Genomic DNA, 16,943 nt, shown 5'->3' with positions numbered 1-16,943 from the left:
TCCGGTCGCCGATATGCCGCTCCTGTCGATCAGAAGATCTGCGCGAAGACCATATATAGCAGCCCTGCGAGCAGGATCGAACAGGGCAATGTCAGCACCCAGGCCATCAGCAGGTTGCGTACCGTCGCCATCTGCAGACCCGATCCATTGGCCGCCATCGTGCCGGCCACGCCCGACGACAGGACATGGGTGGTCGAAACCGGCAGGCCCATATGGTCCGCGCCGAAGATCGTCGCCATCGCCACCAGTTCGGCCGATGCCCCCTGTGCATAGGTGAGGTGCGTCTTGCCGATCTTCTCACCCACCGTGACCACGATCCGCCGCCAGCCGACCATAGTGCCCAGCCCCAGCGCAAAGGCGACGGCGATCTTCACCCAGGTCGGGATGAAGCGGGTGCCCGCATCAAGCGAACCCTTGTAGGTCGTCAGCGCCGTCATCTTCGCTTCGGAAAGCCCCGCCGCCTTCTCCTTGCCCAGCCGCTTGATCGCTTCGGAGGCCAGATACATGTCGTTGCGGATGTTGGACACGGCAGCGGCCGGCACCTGCGCCAGCGATCCATAATTCATCACCTGCCGATCGACATCGGCGATCAGCACCGACAGCGCCGGCATGGTCGTGTCGGCAAAGCGCTTGTCGGCGATATAGCGCGTGACCTGCGCCCGCGCCTCGGCCGGCTGCATCATGGCGGGCGCGCGCTGGCCTAGCGCCGCCGTGGCGGCAATCGAATTAGCGTGGAATTCGGTGGTGTAGCGCGCCGGCACCGCGCGGTTGAGCGCATAGGCGGTCGGCACCGTGCCGATCAGGATCAGCATGATGAGGCCCATGCCCTTCTGTCCGTCATTGGAACCATGGGCGAAGCTGACGCCGGTGCAGGTGAAGATCAGCAACGCACGGATCCACAATGGCGGCGGCATGCCATTTTGCGGCTCGCGATAGAGCGCCTTGTTGCGGACAAGGACTTTCATCGCCACGAACAGCAGCGCCGCCAGGCCAAAGCCGATCAGCGGCGAAAAGAGCAGCGCCTGGCCGATCTCGGTCGCCTTGCTCCAGTCGACGCCCGACGTGCCGCTCTTGCCGTGCAACAGCGCATTGGCAACGCCAACGCCGATGATCGATCCGATCAGCGTATGCGAACTGGACGACGGGATGCCCAGCCACCAGGTGGCGAGGTTCCACATGATCGCCGCGATCAGCAACGCGAACACCATGGCGAAACCCGCGCTGGACCCGACCTGCAGGATCAGTTCGACCGGCAGCAGGGACACGATGCCGAACGCAACTGCGCCGGTCGATAGCAGCACGCCAAGGAAATTGAAGAAACCGGACCAGACCACCGCGATATTGGCCGGCATCGCATTGGTGTAGATCACCGTCGCGACCGCATTGGCGGTGTCATGGAAGCCGTTCACGAATTCGAAGCCGAGCGCGATCAGCAGCGCCAGGAACAGCAGCAGGAAGGGCAGATAGGCGGTCGGTGCCACGCCCACCGCCGTCGCATCGCTATAGACGCTATAGACGACATAGATCAGCGCGGCGATGATGGCAGCGCCAAAGCCGATCGAGCCGGCCATGCCCAGCCCCTTGTCCATCTCGGGCCGGCGTGCCCCGCCAATTGCCACGCTTGCATTCATCGAATCGTCCCCGAACGGCAAATAATGTTAACCCTCTAGGTCCGCTGCATGACAGCCGCGTTGCGGTGCTGAAATCGAAGGAAAATTCGCGCCTGGCGCTTGCCCATCGGCAATCCGTCCGCCTAGGGTCGCCCCACATATAAGTTGGAGCGAAGATTTGGACGTCATTTCGGTCGTATTATTCCTGTTGCTGGCTGTCGTCGTCAGTGGCGCCTTGTCGCGCATGATGCCGATTTCCATCCCGACACCTCTGGTCCAGATCGCCCTTGGCGCGATCATCGGCCTGTCGACATCGCACAGGGTCGCGCTCGATCCCGAAATATTCCTTCTCTTGTTCCTGCCGCCTCTGCTGTTCCTCGACGGCTGGCGCATTCCCAAGGATGAACTGCTCAAGGACGCCTCGACCGTGGTCGAACTGGCGCTGGGGCTGGTGCTGACCACCGTCATCGGCATGGGCTTCTTCATCAACTGGATGATCCCGGCGATGCCGCTCGCCGTCGCCTTCGCCCTCGCCGCCGTGGTCTCGCCGACCGATCCGATCGCCGTGTCCGCCATCGCCGCGCGCGTGCCCATTCCCAAGCGCATGATGCACATCCTAGAAGGGGAATCGCTGCTCAACGACGCATCCGGCCTGGTCTGCCTGCGCTTTGCCATTGCCGCAGCGCTGACCGGCAGCTTCTCCGCCGGCGATGCCGCGCTCAATTTCCTCTGGCTGGCCTTTGCCGGCATCGCGATCGGCGTCGGCGTCACGCTCGTCGTGTCGCGCGCCAAGGCCTGGGTCACGCGCCGCTGGGGCGAGGAAACCGGGTCGCAGATCCTGGTCAGCCTGCTGATCCCCTTCGGCTCCTATATCCTGGCCGAACATGTCCATGCCTCCGGCATTCTCGCCGCCGTCGCCGCCGGCGTCACGATGACCTTCGCCGAAATCTCGCGCGAGGCGATGGCCGAAACCCGGATGCGCCGCAATTCGGTGTGGGACACGATCCAGTTCACGCTCAACGGCATCATCTTCGTGCTGCTGGGCGAACAATTGCCCGGCATCCTCGCCGAAGCGAAGCGCACGGTGGCGCTGACCGGCCATAGCGAACCCGGCTGGCTGGCGCTCTACACGGTCGCGATCGTCGTCGGCCTTGCTGCGCTGCGCTTCCTGTGGGTGTGGCTGTCGCTGCGCTTCACCATCCTGCGCAACCAGTATCGCGGCGTCGATGGTCCGCGCCGGCCCAACTGGCGGCTGGTGGCGGCGACATCGTTCGCCGGTGTGCGTGGTGCCATCACCCTTGCCGGTGTGCTCACCCTGCCGCTTGCGCTCAACGACGGCACGCCCTTTCCGGCGCGCGACCTTGCCATCTTCCTCGCCGCCGGGGTGATCATCCTGTCGCTGATCCTGGCCAGTGTCGCACTGCCGCTGCTGCTCAAAAATCTCGACATGCCGGCCGAAGCCAGCAAGGCCGCGGAAGAGGACGCCGCCCGCATCGTCACCGCCGAGGCAGCGATCCAGGCGATCGAGCGGCATCAGCATGAACTGGCCGAAACCCATGGCCATGCCGAACGCTATGCCGAGGCTGGCGCCCGCGTGATGGATCTGTATCGCGAGCGGATAGAGGCCCTGGGCGCAGCCGAAGCCGACAGCCTGCGCGCGCAGGGCGCCCTGTTCCGCGATTTCCGCATGGTCGGCGTCGCGGCGGAACGCGCCGCTCTCCTCACCCTGCTGCGCAGCCGCAAGATCGGCAGCGAGGTCGGGCGCAAGCTCACCCGTGAGCTTGACCTGTCCGAAGCGCGCCTGCGCACATGAACGACGGCGGCCCAGACCAGGCCATCAGCAAGCTGGCCCGGCGGCCGCGCCGATCCTCGGCGGAGGTCGCCAGCCGGCTGATCCAGGCGGCACAGGAGGAATTTCGCCGCCATGGCTATGCCGGCGCGACCACCGCCGCCATTGCCCGCGCTGCCGACACGACCGAGGCGCAACTGTTTCGCAGCTTCGCGTCCAAGGCCGCCCTGTTCCAGGAAGCGGTGTTCCGCCCGCTCAGCCAGCATCTCGAACGCTTCAATGCGGATCATCCGGTGCCGCAGGACGATGCCAGCCGGGCTGACACCGCGCGCCTCTACATCGCCGAACTGCAACGCTTCGTCACCGAGCACGAAGCGCTGCTGCGGGCGATGATGCTGGCCGGAGGCCCGGCGGGGGACAGCGGCAATCCGATCGAGAGCCTGGCCGCCTATTTCGAGCAGGGCGCCGCCGTCCAGTCGGCCCGGATCGAGGGTACGCCGCGCGTCGATCCACGCCTGATGGTCCGCGCCGCCTTTGCCGCGGTGCTCGCCAATCGGCTGTTTCGCGACTGGCTCTATCCGGCGGGCCTGGCGGACGATGCCAGCATCGACGCTGCGATCGCCGATTTCGTGCTGGACGGGATCAACGCCAATCGCGGCTGAGCACCCGCCCGCATTTCCAGCCTATGTGTCAACGCCGACAAATTCCCCAGCCCATCCCGTGATAGCAGGCCCTTCTGTCTGCTACGGGAAGGACCGGCGTGCTGGAATATCTGGGAAAGGGCGAGCATCTTCTCTCGCTATGGCTTGGCCTGTTTGTCGCGACCGGGATCGGCGCCGGCATCATCAGCGGCTATTTCAAGGCGCGCAAGATCCAGCCGCGCGGCTTCAAGTGGAAGATTTTCAGGAACGAGGCCGGCTTTGCCGTCATCAACCTCGCCATCACCGGCCTGCTGCTCGGCACGATCAAGACCAAGCTGGTCGAAGTAGGCGCGATCAGCTTCAACCCGGCGCCCGCCGCCTGGTGGATGATCGCGCTCGAATATGCGCTCTACTTCTTCCTGTTCGACACCTATTTCTACTGGCTGCACCGCTGGATGCACAAGGAACCGGTCTATAGCTGGGTCCACAAGCTGCATCACAAGTCGACATCCCCCAACCTGCTCACCACCCTGTCGGTCAGCCCGTTGGAATCGCTGATCAATGGCGGCTTCGTGCCGCTGTTCCTGACCGTCTTCACCGTCCATGACGCGACCGTCGCGCTGATCGTGCCGACCAACATCATCATGGGCCTCTATGTCCATTCCGGCTATGAGATGCTGCCGCGCTGGTGGAACCGTAGCTGGGCGACCAAATGGTTCATCTCCGCTACCTTCCACGATCAGCATCATCGCTATTTCACCGGTAATTTCGGTGGCTACACGACCATCTGGGACCGGCTGTGCGGGACCATGCGCCCGAAGTTCGAGGCGGATTTCGACAAGATCAAGCAGCGCCGGAAGACGACCGACGCCCCGGCCACCACCGCCAGCGAAAGTGCCTGATCCATGCGCGACATCGCCCTTCTGCTCGCGCTGCTGCCCGTTGGCGCGGCCCCGCTTCATGCCCAGACGCCGCCGCCGGTCGGCGCGACCCTGATGGCGCCCGGCCTGCCCGTGGCCGATCTCGACAAGGCGCTGCGTTTCTATCAGGTCGCGCTCGGCCTCGTCCCCGCGACCACACTGCAACATGGGCCCGTGACCGAAGTCATGCTCTGCGCCGATGGCAAGGCCGGCCGGCTGACCCTGATCCTGCTGCACGACAAGGCGCAGAAGGTGCCGCCGGCCGACAGCGGCATCGCCAAGATCGTGCTGCGCGTGCCCGACCTGTCGGGTGTCGCATCGCGCATGCAGGCGGCGGGCTATCCGGTCGGTGCGATCCGCGCATCGGGCAAGGGGCCGGCCATATTGATGATCCACGACCCCGACGGCCATGAACTGGAGCTGGTCGGCAATCCGCCCAGCCCAGCCTAACGCCGAAGCGATATCTCCCACATCTGCATGGCCAGACACAGACTGCTTGGGTTAGCCCAGCGCCCCAAGGAGAGAATGGATGAGCCAGACACCCAAGGTCGCGGTCGTCACCGGCGCCAGTCGCGGCGCGGGCCAGGGCATAGCGACCGCACTCGGCCAGCATGGCTGCATCGTCTATGTCACCGGCCGGTCGGAAAAGGCCGGCGACGCACCGCTGCCCGGCACCATCTACGAAACCGCCGCCGCCGTGACGGCCGCCGGCGGACAGGGCATCGCCGTGCGCGTCGACCATGGCGATGACGACCAGACCCGCGCGCTGTTCGACCGGGTGCGCGCCGAACAGGGGCATATCGACATATTGGTCAATAATGTCGCCGCCATCCATGACGAACTCACTTTGCCGGGCCGCTTCTGGGAAAAGCCGCTGAAGCTGGCCGACATCATCACAGTCGGCATCCGCAGTTCCTATGTCGCCAGCTATCATGCCGCACCGATGATGGTCGATCGCGGCCAGGGGCTGATCGTCTTCACATCGGGGTCGGGCGCCTCCCATTATGTCTATGGCCCCGGCTATGGCGCGCACAAGGTCAGCCAGGACAAGATGGCGGCCGACATGGCCGTCGACCTGCGCGATACCGGCGTCACCGCCCTGTCGATCTGGATGGGCGCGCTGCGCACCGGACGCCTGCTGCACTTGATCGCGTCGGACCCGGCCAAATATGCCTATCTGGAAAAGATGGTCGAAACGCCCGAGTTCACCGGCCATGTCATCTGGGCGCTGTCGCAGGATCCGGCATTGGCGGACCATGCCGGCCAGACGCTGATCGGCGCGGAACTCGCCGAACATTATGGGCTGCGCGACGTGGGCGATCGCCAGCCCCCCTCCTATCGGCAAAGCTATGGCGTCGCGCCGCTGCCGCAATATGACCGGATTATCCGCTGACCCGATCGGCCAAGCATCGCCATGGCGACGCCCTTTTCAGGTCCTTCGGGCGCCCGGCTGGTTTACACTGAAGTTGACAGAGAGGAGGCCGTCATGAGCGACGACAGTTCCGCCGCCATCCGCGACACGCGCAAGGACTGGATCAGCGAGCATCGCGACATGTATCTGCGATCGGGCGGGGCGCAGGGCCATATCATGGACATCACCGCCGTCGGCGGCCATGGCTTCACCACCCACTGCATGATCCGCTATACCGGCCGCAAGAGCGGCAAGACCTTCATCACCACCCTCATCTATGGCGATATCGGCGGCGAAGTGGTGATCGTCGCGTCCAAGGGCGGCGCCGACCATCATCCCGCCTGGTATCTCAACATCCGCGACAGCGAGACGGTCGACTTCCAGGTCGCGACCCAGGCCTTCCGCGCAACCTGGCGCGAGCCGGAGGGCGAGGAACGCGACCGGGTCTGGGCCTTCATGTGTCAGGTCTTCCCGGCCTATCCCGGCTATCAGCAGTCGACCGACCGCCTGATCCCGCTGGTGATGATGAAGGCGATCGAGCCGATCGACGGCTTCAAGGCGTCGGACGCTACCGGCGAACGGCAATATTGAGCGCGGGAGGAGAGCCATGATCAAGCAGATCGTCTTCCTCAGGAAGCGTGACGATCTCTCCATGGACCAGTTCATGGACTATTATGAGAACCAGCATTCGCGCCTGTCGCAGAAGATGGGCGCCAAGCCCGCCCTGCCCAATGCCCAGCGCTATGTCCGCCGCTATGTCACGCCTCAGCCCAACCCGCTGACCGGTGAGGTCATTGATCCCGGCTATGACTGCATCATGGAAATCTGGTGGAACAGCCTGGCCGATTATCAGGCGGCGATGAAGGGCCTGTCAGACCCTGCGATGCTCGACATCCGCAAGGCCGACGAACTGCAACTCTTCGCCAGCAACAGCAACCCCGTCTGCCTGGTCGAGGAACATGACAGCCCGATGGGGCCGAATGGCGAGATGATGCAGGTGCAACTGGTGCCGCAGGACTGAAAGGGAAAAGCTGTAGATGGACCTCGAACAGGAAGTCGCCGCGCTGCGCGCCACCGTGCGCGACCTGCAGGACCGGCAGGCGATCCGCGATTGCATCCTGCGCGAATGCCGCGGACGCGACCGGCAGGATGTCGACATCATCAACAGTTGCTGGTGGGAGGATGGCGTGGACGAACATGGCCCCATCATCACCCGCGCGCCCGACTATGCAGCGCGGGCCAATATGGGCCATGGCAAATTCTTCCTGTCGACCAGCCATAATATCACCAACCATCTGTGCGAGATCGACGGCGACACCGCCTATTGCGAAAGCTACACGGTCGGCGGCCTGTTCTGGCAGGATGGCAAGACCACGACGATCGCCTTTGGCCGCTATATCGACCAGTTGGAGCGGCGCGGCGGCGAATGGCGGCTGCTCACCCGTCGCTGCACGATCGAGATGACCGCCGACACCGATGCGAGCTGGGTCTATTCCGCCAATGTCAAGGGCTTCCTCAAGCCCCACTGGAGCAGGGAAGACGCCTCCTACCAGCGCCCCGTCGTCGCCTCGACCCAGGGCGAACGCTGGTAGCCCGGCGTGGCGAATTTCAGCACTAAAGCGCCCCCCCAGAAAAATTCTGCTTGCTTCACATAAGGTTCATGGACCGGACCTAAAGATGTGGCTGTCACTTCTTTCCCCCCTTGGAGTGACACCTCCCTGAACCTCGGCCCCGTCGCATCCCTTGTGCGACGGGGTCTCTTTCTGTTCAGGCCATGGCGCGGGCGACGCCCAGCAGCCCCGCCAGCGTTGCGCCGTCATCGTCCCGCCGCCAGGCAAGGCCGGTTTCCAGGATCGGCGCATCCTGCAGGTCGAGATAGCGCACGCCGGTCCGCGCGAGGTTGCGCAGCGACGCCGGCACCAACGCGATGCCCATGCCCGCCGACACCAGGCTGATGATCGTCTGCATCTGGATCGCCTCCTGCCGGATCAGCAGCGGCTGCCCCCGTCCGGCCAGATAGCCGCTCACCAGATCGTGGAAGGCCGGCGCCACCCGGCGCGGAAACAGGATCAGCGGCCGGTCGAGCCAGGGATCGCCCTGCGCCTGATCGTCCGCCACCCAGCCGTCGGGCACCGCCACCACCAGCGGCTCGCGCAGCAAGGGCATATAGGCGAGCGCGTCGGGTAGCGCGCCATCGGGCGCGATCAATATGCCGGCATCATTCACCCCGTCGATCAGGTCGGCAATCTGCACGTCGCTGGTCGCCTCGGTCAGTGCGATCTCCACCTCCGGGAAACGGGCGGCATAATCGCGCACGAGCGCCGGCAACAGGCTATAGTCGGCGGTGCTCACGAAGCTGAGGCCGATCTGGCCCGCGCTGCCGTCGCGCAGGCGGCGGGCGATGTCCGGCAGCGCGCTCACCGCCTCCACCGCCGGACGGACATGCTCCAGCCATTGCCGGCCAAAAGCGGTCAGCGCGACATTGCGCTTCGACCGGGTGAAGAGCGGCGCGCCCAGCTCCCGCTCCAGCGCCAAGATCGACTGGCTGAGCGGCGGCTGGGTCATGCCCAGGCGCTGCGCCGCCTGGCCGAAATGCAGTGTATCGGCAACAGCCAGAAAATGACGCAGCGGGCGAAGGTCCATGGCAATAAAGTCTCCTTGCGACCTTATATCGCTTCAATAATATATTTCACAACCTTTGCGCAAAGGCGTAGGGGGCAGCCATTGCAGGGAAACAAGATTACAGGAACGGCGCAAAATGCCTCATTATCGTTCACGCACCAGCACCCACGGCCGTAACATGGCGGGCGCGCGCGGCCTCTGGCGCGCCACCGGCATGAAGGACGAGGATTTCGGCAAGCCGATCATCGCCATTGCCAATTCATTCACCCAGTTCGTGCCCGGCCATGTCCATTTGAAGGATCTGGGCCAGCTGGTCGCGCGCGAGATCGAGGCGGCCGGCGGCGTCGCCAAGGAATTCAACACCATCGCGGTCGATGACGGCATCGCCATGGGCCATGACGGCATGCTCTATTCGCTGCCCAGCCGCGATCTGATCGCCGACAGCGTCGAATATATGGTCAATGCCCATTGCGCCGACGCACTGCTGTGCATTTCCAACTGCGACAAGATCACGCCGGGCATGCTGATGGCCGCGATGCGCCTCAACATCCCGGTGATCTTCGTCTCCGGTGGACCGATGGAGGCCGGCAAGGCCGACATTCGCGGCAAGACCGTGGCGCTCGACCTGGTCGATGCGATGGTCGTCGCCGCCGATGAAAATTACACCGACGAGGAAGTCGCCGCGATCGAGAAGGCCGCCTGCCCCACCTGTGGCAGCTGCTCGGGCATGTTCACCGCCAATTCGATGAACTGCCTGACCGAAGCGCTGGGCCTGTCGCTGCCGGGCAATGGCTCGATCCTCGCCACCCATGCCGATCGCGAGAAGCTGTTCCGCGAGGCCGGCCATACCATCGTCGACCTCGCCCGCCGCTGGTATGAGCAGGACGACGCATCCGCCCTGCCCCGCAACATCGCCTGCCATGCGGCGTTCGAAAATGCGATGAGCCTCGACATCGCGATGGGCGGATCGACCAACACGGTGCTGCATCTGCTCGCCGCCGCGCATGAGGGCGGCGTCGATTTCTCGATGGCCGATATCGACCGGCTGTCGCGCCGCGTGCCGTGCCTGTGCAAGGTCGCCCCGGCCAAGCAGGACGTGCATATGGAGGACGTCCACCGCGCCGGCGGCATCATGGCGATCCTGGGCCAGCTCGAACGCGCCGGCCTGCTCGACACCAGCCTGCCGACCGTCCACGCCACCACCATGGGCGAGGCGATCAACCGCTGGGACATCAGCCGCACCAACAGCGAGGCGGTGCAGGAGTTCTTCAAGGCCGCGCCGGGCGGCGTGCGCACCACCCAGGCCTTCAGCCAGAACAACCGCTGGAAGGAACTGGACATGGATCGCCAGACCGGCGTGATCCGCAGCGCCGAACACCCCTTCTCAAAGGATGGCGGCCTGGCCGTGCTGTTCGGCAATCTGGCGCCCGAAGGCTGCATCGTGAAGACTGCCGGCGTCGACGACAGCATCCTGACCTTCCATGGCACCGCGCGCGTCTATGAAAGCCAGGACGCGGCGGTCGCCGGCATCCTGGGCAATGAAGTCAAGGCGAACGACGTGGTCGTCATCCGCTATGAAGGGCCCAAGGGTGGCCCCGGCATGCAGGAAATGCTCTATCCGACCAGCTATCTGAAGTCGAAGGGGCTGGGCAAGGCCTGCGCCTTGATCACCGACGGGCGCTTTTCGGGCGGCACGTCTGGCCTGTCGATCGGCCATGTCTCACCCGAGGCGGCCGAGGGTGGCCTGATCGCGCTGGTGGCGACCGGCGACCCGATCCTGATCGACATTCCCAATCGCGGCATCCAGCTGCTGGTCGACGATGCCGAACTGGCCAAGCGCCATGAGGAGATGGTCGCCCGCGGCAAGAAGGCGTGGAAGCCGTTCGGCCGCAAGCGCAATGTCTCGCCGGCGCTGCGCGCCTATGCGGCGCTGACCACCAACGCCGCGCGCGGCGCGGTGCGCGACGTCAGCCAGGTCGAAAAGGACTGATCGAAAAAGGCCCGGTCGTTCATCGACCGGGCCTTTTTTTGCTTATTGCGTCTTTGCCGCTTCGGGGGCGGCGATCGGGCCGCCCTTCACTTCCGGCGCCCCCTTCAGATAATGGGCCAGCCAGCCCTGCACCTCGCGGTAGAACTGGCGGCTATCCTCCGGCTTGGTGATCCAGTGCCAGGCATCGGGGAAGATCAGCAGGCGGCTGGGCACCTGCATCCGCTGCAAGGTCGACCAGGTTTCCAGCGTGTTCGCCAGCGGCACGCGGAAATCGCGCTCACCCGCGGTCAGCAGCATCGGCGTCTTCCAGTCCTTGCCATAGGTGATCGGGCTCTGGTCACGCCACACCGGGCTGTCGCCCCAGGGCGGACCGCCGCTCGCCACTTCGCGGCCATAGTTGAAGTCGCTGGTGCCCCACTGGGTCAACAGGTCGACTTCACCGGCATGGCTGACGATGCACTTGTAGCGGGTGGTGGTCGCCTCCATCCAGTTGGCGAGATGGCCGCCATAGCTGGCGCCGCCGATGCAGGCATTGGCCGTGTCGATAAAGGCATAGCGCTTGCCGGCCTCATCCACCGCCTGGTTGATCTCGTTCGCCGGGCCACGCAGCGGATCGAGCTTGATCGCGCGCGAGAAGGCCTCACCATAGCCGGTCGAGCCGGTATAGTCGGTCATCAGCACGACATAGCCGGCGCTGGCCAGCAGGTGATAATTCCAGCGCAGGCCGATCTGGTCCATGTTGGACGATGCCGGGCCGCCATGCATCAGCACCATCAGCGGGTATTTCTTCGCCGGGTCGAATGCCGGGGGCGTGACGATCATGTTGTGGATGCGCCGGCCCTTGTCGGTGGTGAACCAGAAATGTTCCGGGCTGGCCCAGTCGATCGTCGCGGCGAGCGCGGTGTTGACGTTGGTCAGATTCTTGTGCCGCTTGGCCGCCGGGTCGATCCGCACGATTTCCGCCGGGTTCACCGAACTGCCATAGCTGGCGATGATCTGCGTCGACTTGGCATCCGACGGAATGTCGATCCCGGCATAGCCGCCAACCTTGGGCGCGATCACCAGTTCGGGCGTGCCGCCGCTCACGGGCACACGATAGAGATTTTCCATCCCCGCGTCCGGCACGGTCAGATAGAGGCTGCGGCTGTCAGGCATCACGGCATAGCTGTCCACCGCGCGATCGAAGCCGCCGGTCAGCAGCGTCGCGGCTCCGCCCGCCGGCCAGGCGACCCGGTGCAGCTTGGCCAGATCATAGACCTCCTGCCCCTGCGTGTTGAACTGGAAGATCAGGCTCTTGCCGTCCGGCGTGAACTTCATATCGCCATATTCGCCCGGCGTCGGCGTCACCAGCACCGGCTCGCCGCCGTCGGCCGGCATGCGATAGAGGCCGAAATTGACGCGGGCATGGGCCGCATTCCAGCGTTCGGTAGTGGCAGTGAAGATGATTTCCTTGCCGTCCGGGCTCCAGACCGGCGCCAGCGTCATGCCGCCGTCGCTCTGGGCATTGCCGCCAAAGCCATCGGCCTGCGCCAGCTTGGTGGCGGACAATATGTCGCGCGCCGGCGCGCCCTCGGCCAGCGGCTGGACCCACAGGCTCGGTCGCTTGTCATCCAGCCAGTCGTTCCAGTAGCGGATCGGGAAATGCTCATAGACGCGCATATTATATTTGCGCGCCTTGCGTTCCTCGGCCGCCTTCTTGTTGGCGGCGGCGTCCATCGCGCCGGGATAGACCGCGCTTTCGAACAGGATCGCCTGGCCATCGGGCCGCCAGATCGGCTTGCCCGCACCGGTCGGGATGCTGGTCACGCGGCGAGCTTCACCACCGGCCAGGTCCAGCACATAGATTTGCGCGACATCGTCGCCCTCGCGCTTGGCGGAAAAGGCGATGCGGCGGCTGTCGGGGGCCCAGGCCGGATCGCCCTCGCCCGCCTTGGTCGCGGTCAGGCGGCGCGGCGCGGCCGATCCGTCGGCCGGCACGATCCACAGGTCGCTGATCGCACCATCCTTCTCATAGGAAGGTTCGCTGAGCGCATAGACCACCCATTTGCCGTCCGGGCTCGCCACCGGCGCGCCGACGCGCTTCATCATCCACAGCGTTTCGTGGGTCAGCACCTGCTTGGGCTGCGCGATTGCCGGCGCGGCGCACGCGCCCGCCACCATTGCCGCCGACAGCAGCAAACGGGATATCATTGTCACGGTATCAAACCCCTGTTCTGACATTGGGCCGAACGGCCAGGCCGCATGGTCAGCACGATAGGCGCAGGATTTCAAGCAACAAGCGCGGCGACAACGGAGATCGCACGCCCGTCCCACAGGCTGCCGCCCCGGTAAAAACCCCCATTCTCAATTTTCCGCCAATCGGCATCATGCGCCGATGACATGCCCACCTCCTGCATTGCCGGTCGATGCGCCGACCAACCTGCTCGATATCCCGTCCGGACATGAGGCTGAGGAACTGTTCGAGGATATAGTGTCGATGCCGGGCGTGCGGATCGAACGGATCATATCCCACGGTCACAGCACACCGCCGGAGCGCCCCTATGTCCAGCATTGGGATGAATGGGTGCTGGTGCTAGCCGGGACCGCCGAACTGCTGCTGGAAGGGATCGGCACCTATCGCCTGGAACCGGGGGATCATCGGCTGATTCGCGCGGGCATCCCGCACCGCGTCACCCATACGGACGCACCGACCATCTGGCTTGCCATCCACATCGGCGAAGCCTGAAAAATCGGCGGGAAAGGACGAAAATGCGCCCGTTCAGCAAGCGCATGCATATGCACAGATTTTTTTCAGGAATGGCAAAAGCAGCGCTTGCCATTTAAGACAAGCCGCTGCATATGCGCGGCCTGCCCGGCGCAAGCGGGGCTGCTCCCCGATAGCTCAGCGGTAGAGCATTCGACTGTTAATCGAATGGCCGTAGGTTCGAATCCTACTCGGGGAGCCACTATTTCAGCCCTTGGCAAGGCCGGGCTGGCTCCAGACAATCCGACACTCAGCGCATCGCACGATTGCGGCACGCACAGCGCACAAATGCATTGCGGGCCGGAACCTCTCGGCCCGGCCCGCATGAAGTCATGGTCACGCCTGAAGGCGCCGTGCGATCAGCGCGATGCGAATTGGCGACCGCGCGTCGATGCCACAGCCCAGCGCTGCGGCGTCGCGTTCGGTGCGCCTTCCCGCACGAAGCACTGGCCGCGCTGTGCCTTGATCGACTGGCACAAAGTCTGCGCATCCGCACGGCTGCCAAAGCCGCTGATCGCGATCCGGTGGAAGGTCCGACCATTGACGGTCGCCTGGCTGGTCAGCACCGGGAAGGCAGCGATGCGCCCATTGACGCGCGCCATGCTGGTCCATTTTTCCTTGGCGACGGCCGGCGAATTGAAGGCGCCAAGCTGAACGACCCAGGCACTCGCCCCCGTCGTCACCGGCTTGATATAGGCGACCCGCTGCATCCGCGCTGCCGGGCTGGCGAGCGGGGCAGCCTTGGCCGGCTTGGCCTTGGCCGCCGGGCCTTCGACGACGAAGTCACGCTTGGCGGCGACGCGCACCGGCGCCGGCTTGGGCGCAGCCTTGACCGCGGGTGCGGGCGTGGACGCCGGCACGGCGGTTTCGATGATCCGGGTGTTGAGCGCGGGCGCGGCAGGCGCCGGCTCGGCCGCCGCCATCTCGATCGGCGAACCGCTCGGCAGGTCCAGCACCGGTGCCGGCTCGGTCGACGCGGCGGCCAACGCCACCGGTGCGGCATCCGGCGCAGCGGGCGCCAGCGCCAGCACCGCCGGCTGGCCCTGATCGGCGCCGTTGACGGTAACGCCCATCAGCGCGGCGACGCGCTGCGGCGCCAGTGCCGGGTCGGCCATGCCGGCCCATTGGGCGATACGCTGATTGGCGGCAAGCGGCGCCAGATCCAGCCCGGCGACCAGCCGCGCATCCTTCCAGCGACCGGCCAGCGCATAAGCATAGGCCAGGTTCTGGCGGGTGCGCGCATTGGCCGACGGATCCTGGATCGCGGCGGACAGGATGCGGACGCCTTCGGTCGGATCACCGGCCATCGCCAGCGCCAGGCCATAATCGCCCGCCGGCACATTGTCGGTATTGGCCGCCAGCAGATCACGCGCAGCATAATTCTTGCCCAGTGCCACCTCGACCAGCGCCAGGCTGACGATGGTGCGCGAATCGCGGTTACCCAGCGTCATCGCGTCGGTGAACGCCGTCTCGGCCGAAACGAAGCGGCCATCCAGCACATAGGCACGGCCCAGCAACTGGCGATATTGCGCATTGTCGGGCGCCGCCTGCACGGCCGCTTCCGCTGCCTGCACGGCCTTTGCGCCGTCGCGATCGGCCAGCGCCTTTTCCGCCGCCTCGGCCGGCTTGCCGGGATTGGCGTGCTTGACCGCCGCCGATCGCGGATGGAATGCCGCGCCGGTGCAGCCGACCATCGTCGTCGCCACCATCAAGGAGGAAACGGCCGCCTTGCCAAATGCCGTTCGTTTCATGACCTTACCCACCTATAATCAAAGATCGCCGCGTCAGTGCGGCAATTGCTGGGCAAGCCGATCAATCTCGGGCAGCCCTTCGAGGAAAGCATCCAGTGCTTCGGTAACAACCTGTTGCGCCGACCGGCCGGTCACGGCCGCCGCCAGGCGCAGCTTGAGATGACGGCCCGCATCCAGCCGCAGCGTGAAGGCTGCCTTGCGTGCGTTGTCGACCGCCATCGCCTTGGGAGGCACGGCGCGCACCGGCGCCGGCTTTGCCCGCATCGGCTTGGCAGCCATCACCAGCTCGGCCGGTTCCGGCTCGGCTTCCACCGTCTCCGGCAGAACGACCTGCGCCACGCGCTCGGCCAGTTCCTCGCGTTCGGTCACGACCGCCGGCACCGGAACCGGCGCAAGCACCGTGGTCATCGGCGTCAGGCCGGTGGCAACGGGCGCGGTCGGCGCGGCAGGCTCGTCATCGTGCATCGGCACGTCGAAACCCATGTCGTTCCAGCCCAGATCGTCGGACACCATGCCGCCATTGCTCGGACGGCCAAAGCCCAGCATCGGGCGGCGCATCGCCGGCGTGGCGGCACCCTTGCGCGCCAGCAGGCCGGACGTCAGGGAAGCGATCGGTTTGGCTTCAGCCATGATAGCCCCCTTTTCTTACTGCACGACGCGGCGGCCGAAGCCACCACCGGCGGGACGCGAAGCGGCGGCGGTGCCGACGCTGTTCTGGGGCACGGAAAAGACCGTGCGGCGGAAATTCTTTTCCAGGCGATCGGAGATATAGCTCCACAGGCCCGTTACTTCGGCGGCCGACTTGCCCTTGGGATCGACCTCCATCACCGTGCGCCCGTCGATCATCGAGGCGGCGAAATCGGTGCGATGGTGCAGCGTCACCGGCGCCACCGTGCCATGCTGCGACAAAGCGACAGCGGCTTCGGAGGTGATGCGCGCCTTGGGCGTCGCGGCATTGACGACGAAGATCAGCGGCTTGCCGGCGCGCTCGCACAGGTCGACCGTGGCACCGACGGCGCGCAGGTCATGCGGGCTCGGGCGGGTCGGCACGACGATCAGTTCGGCGACCGAAATCACGCTCTGGATCGCCATGGTGATCGCCGGCGGCGTATCGATCACGGCCAGCTTGAACCCCTGCTGGCGCAGGATTTCGAGGTCGGCGGCCAGCCGCGCAACCGTGGTCTGGGCAAAGGCGGGATACTCGGCCTCGCGCTCGTTCCACCAGTCAGCCAGCGAACCCTGGGGATCGATGTCGATCAGGACGACCGGACCGGCCCCGGCCAACTGGGCCTGTACGGCCAGATGACCGGACAGGGTCGTCTTGCCCGATCCGCCTTTTTGCGATGCCAATGCCAATATGCGCACGCGCCTTCCCCCAGGTAAATCCAGTTCCGAAACGATTTGGCATGGCGCCGCCTAAAATTCGGTTAACTGGTCTGGCAACCTTGTTGAGGATCACCTATCCC

General features: G+C 65.3%; 16 protein-coding genes and 1 tRNA gene. 11 read left to right on the top strand and 6 right to left on the bottom strand.

Annotated features, from left to right (window positions below; all coding sequences use genetic code 11):
• Window positions 1-29: 29 nt before the first annotated feature.
• Window positions 30-1,631, bottom strand: a complete 1,602-nt coding sequence (locus E5554_RS13465) for an inorganic phosphate transporter (RefSeq protein WP_235682034.1) — start codon at window positions 1,629-1,631, stop codon at window positions 30-32.
• A gap of 157 nt (window positions 1,632-1,788) precedes the next feature.
• Here E5554_RS13465 and E5554_RS13460 point away from each other — a divergent pair, with 157 nt between their 5' ends.
• From E5554_RS13460 to E5554_RS13425, 8 genes are all read left to right on the top strand, one after another.
• Window positions 1,789-3,423, top strand: coding sequence for a Na+/H+ antiporter (locus E5554_RS13460; RefSeq protein WP_136187083.1), 1,635 nt, complete (start codon window positions 1,789-1,791; stop codon window positions 3,421-3,423).
• Window positions 3,420-4,061: a TetR family transcriptional regulator gene (locus tag E5554_RS13455; protein ID WP_136187082.1), complete on the top strand. Its 642-nt coding sequence runs from the start codon at window positions 3,420-3,422 to the stop codon at window positions 4,059-4,061. Before E5554_RS13460 ends, E5554_RS13455 begins: the two co-directional genes overlap by 4 nt.
• Window positions 4,062-4,159: 98 nt before the next feature.
• Complete coding sequence (locus E5554_RS13450) at window positions 4,160-4,942, top strand: sterol desaturase family protein (protein ID WP_136187081.1); 783 nt, start codon at window positions 4,160-4,162, stop codon at window positions 4,940-4,942.
• 3 nt (window positions 4,943-4,945) lie between these two features.
• Entirely contained in the window at window positions 4,946-5,410 is a 465-nt protein-coding gene (locus E5554_RS13445; protein ID WP_136187080.1) for a VOC family protein, read from the top strand.
• 79 nt (window positions 5,411-5,489) lie between these two features.
• Window positions 5,490-6,353, top strand: a complete 864-nt coding sequence (locus tag E5554_RS13440) for an SDR family NAD(P)-dependent oxidoreductase (RefSeq protein ID WP_136187079.1) — start codon at window positions 5,490-5,492, stop codon at window positions 6,351-6,353.
• A 93-nt stretch (window positions 6,354-6,446) separates the two neighbouring features.
• The gene (locus E5554_RS13435; RefSeq protein ID WP_136187078.1) at window positions 6,447-6,962 is read left to right on the top strand and encodes a nitroreductase/quinone reductase family protein; all 516 of its coding nucleotides are present in this window, start codon (window positions 6,447-6,449) and stop codon (window positions 6,960-6,962) included.
• A 16-nt stretch (window positions 6,963-6,978) separates the two neighbouring features.
• Window positions 6,979-7,392 carry an EthD domain-containing protein gene (locus tag E5554_RS13430; protein WP_010338972.1) on the top strand — a complete coding sequence of 138 codons (414 nt, stop codon included), beginning with the start codon at window positions 6,979-6,981 and terminating at the stop codon, window positions 7,390-7,392.
• A 16-nt stretch (window positions 7,393-7,408) separates the two neighbouring features.
• Complete coding sequence (locus tag E5554_RS13425) at window positions 7,409-7,963, top strand: nuclear transport factor 2 family protein (protein WP_125989695.1); 555 nt, start codon at window positions 7,409-7,411, stop codon at window positions 7,961-7,963.
• A gap of 175 nt (window positions 7,964-8,138) precedes the next feature.
• Here E5554_RS13425 and E5554_RS13420 read toward each other — a convergent pair whose 3' ends face one another.
• Complete coding sequence (locus E5554_RS13420; protein ID WP_136187077.1) at window positions 8,139-9,014, bottom strand: LysR family transcriptional regulator; 876 nt, start codon at window positions 9,012-9,014, stop codon at window positions 8,139-8,141.
• A 115-nt stretch (window positions 9,015-9,129) separates the two neighbouring features.
• On the opposite strand from E5554_RS13420, the gene ilvD reads away from it, so the two are divergent.
• A complete protein-coding gene (ilvD, locus tag E5554_RS13415) occupies window positions 9,130-10,983 on the top strand; it encodes a dihydroxy-acid dehydratase (RefSeq protein WP_010338969.1) in 1,854 nt (617 codons plus the stop codon).
• Window positions 10,984-11,025: 42 nt separating this feature from the next.
• On the opposite strand, the gene E5554_RS13410 is transcribed toward ilvD, so the two are convergent.
• Window positions 11,026-13,173: a S9 family peptidase gene (locus E5554_RS13410; RefSeq protein ID WP_247594446.1), complete on the bottom strand. Its 2,148-nt coding sequence runs from the start codon at window positions 13,171-13,173 to the stop codon at window positions 11,026-11,028.
• 184 nt (window positions 13,174-13,357) lie between these two features.
• Between E5554_RS13410 and E5554_RS13405 the strand changes: the two genes are divergently transcribed.
• Window positions 13,358-13,708, top strand: a complete 351-nt coding sequence (locus E5554_RS13405) for a cupin domain-containing protein (protein WP_247594256.1) — start codon at window positions 13,358-13,360, stop codon at window positions 13,706-13,708.
• A gap of 145 nt (window positions 13,709-13,853) precedes the next feature.
• Window positions 13,854-13,928, top strand: a tRNA-Asn gene (locus E5554_RS13400).
• Window positions 13,929-14,085: 157 nt separating this feature from the next.
• On the opposite strand, the gene E5554_RS13395 is transcribed toward E5554_RS13400, so the two are convergent.
• Genes E5554_RS13395 through E5554_RS13385 form a run of 3 tightly spaced genes read right to left on the bottom strand, consistent with a single transcriptional unit; the run spans window position 14,086 to window position 16,842 of the window.
• The gene (locus E5554_RS13395) at window positions 14,086-15,477 is read right to left on the bottom strand and encodes an SPOR domain-containing protein (protein WP_210729745.1); all 1,392 of its coding nucleotides are present in this window, start codon (window positions 15,475-15,477) and stop codon (window positions 14,086-14,088) included.
• Window positions 15,478-15,510: 33 nt separating this feature from the next.
• The gene (locus E5554_RS13390) at window positions 15,511-16,107 is read right to left on the bottom strand and encodes a hypothetical protein (RefSeq protein ID WP_136187075.1); all 597 of its coding nucleotides are present in this window, start codon (window positions 16,105-16,107) and stop codon (window positions 15,511-15,513) included.
• A 15-nt stretch (window positions 16,108-16,122) separates the two neighbouring features.
• Complete coding sequence (locus E5554_RS13385) at window positions 16,123-16,842, bottom strand: ParA family protein (protein WP_004212248.1); 720 nt, start codon at window positions 16,840-16,842, stop codon at window positions 16,123-16,125.
• Between the last annotated feature and the right edge of the window lie 101 nt (window positions 16,843-16,943).

The organism is Sphingobium sp. PAMC28499 (assembly GCF_004795815.1).
Classification (GTDB): Bacteria; Pseudomonadota; Alphaproteobacteria; order Sphingomonadales; family Sphingomonadaceae; genus Sphingobium; species Sphingobium yanoikuyae.
The sequence above is the reverse complement of the archived record's forward strand: the minus strand, read 5'-3'. Positions and strand labels throughout refer to the sequence as shown.

Coding starts and splice junctions, on each gene's coding strand:
- E5554_RS13435 (WP_136187078.1), top strand. CDS start 6,447: ATGAGCGACGACAGTTCCGCCGCCATCCGCGACACGCGCAAGGACTGG.
- E5554_RS13445 (WP_136187080.1), top strand. CDS start 4,946: ATGCGCGACATCGCCCTTCTGCTCGCGCTGCTGCCCGTTGGCGCGGCC.
- E5554_RS13455 (WP_136187082.1), top strand. CDS start 3,420: ATGAACGACGGCGGCCCAGACCAGGCCATCAGCAAGCTGGCCCGGCGG.
- E5554_RS13465 (WP_235682034.1), bottom strand. CDS start 1,631: ATGAATGCAAGCGTGGCAATTGGCGGGGCACGCCGGCCCGAGATGGAC.
- E5554_RS13425 (WP_125989695.1), top strand. CDS start 7,409: ATGGACCTCGAACAGGAAGTCGCCGCGCTGCGCGCCACCGTGCGCGAC.
- E5554_RS13430 (WP_010338972.1), top strand. CDS start 6,979: ATGATCAAGCAGATCGTCTTCCTCAGGAAGCGTGACGATCTCTCCATG.
- E5554_RS13440 (WP_136187079.1), top strand. CDS start 5,490: ATGAGCCAGACACCCAAGGTCGCGGTCGTCACCGGCGCCAGTCGCGGC.
- E5554_RS13390 (WP_136187075.1), bottom strand. CDS start 16,107: ATGGCTGAAGCCAAACCGATCGCTTCCCTGACGTCCGGCCTGCTGGCG.
- ilvD (WP_010338969.1), top strand. CDS start 9,130: ATGCCTCATTATCGTTCACGCACCAGCACCCACGGCCGTAACATGGCG.
- E5554_RS13405 (WP_247594256.1), top strand. CDS start 13,358: ATGACATGCCCACCTCCTGCATTGCCGGTCGATGCGCCGACCAACCTG.
- E5554_RS13410 (WP_247594446.1), bottom strand. CDS start 13,173: ATGATATCCCGTTTGCTGCTGTCGGCGGCAATGGTGGCGGGCGCGTGC.
- E5554_RS13420 (WP_136187077.1), bottom strand. CDS start 9,014: ATGGACCTTCGCCCGCTGCGTCATTTTCTGGCTGTTGCCGATACACTG.
- E5554_RS13395 (WP_210729745.1), bottom strand. CDS start 15,477: ATGAAACGAACGGCATTTGGCAAGGCGGCCGTTTCCTCCTTGATGGTG.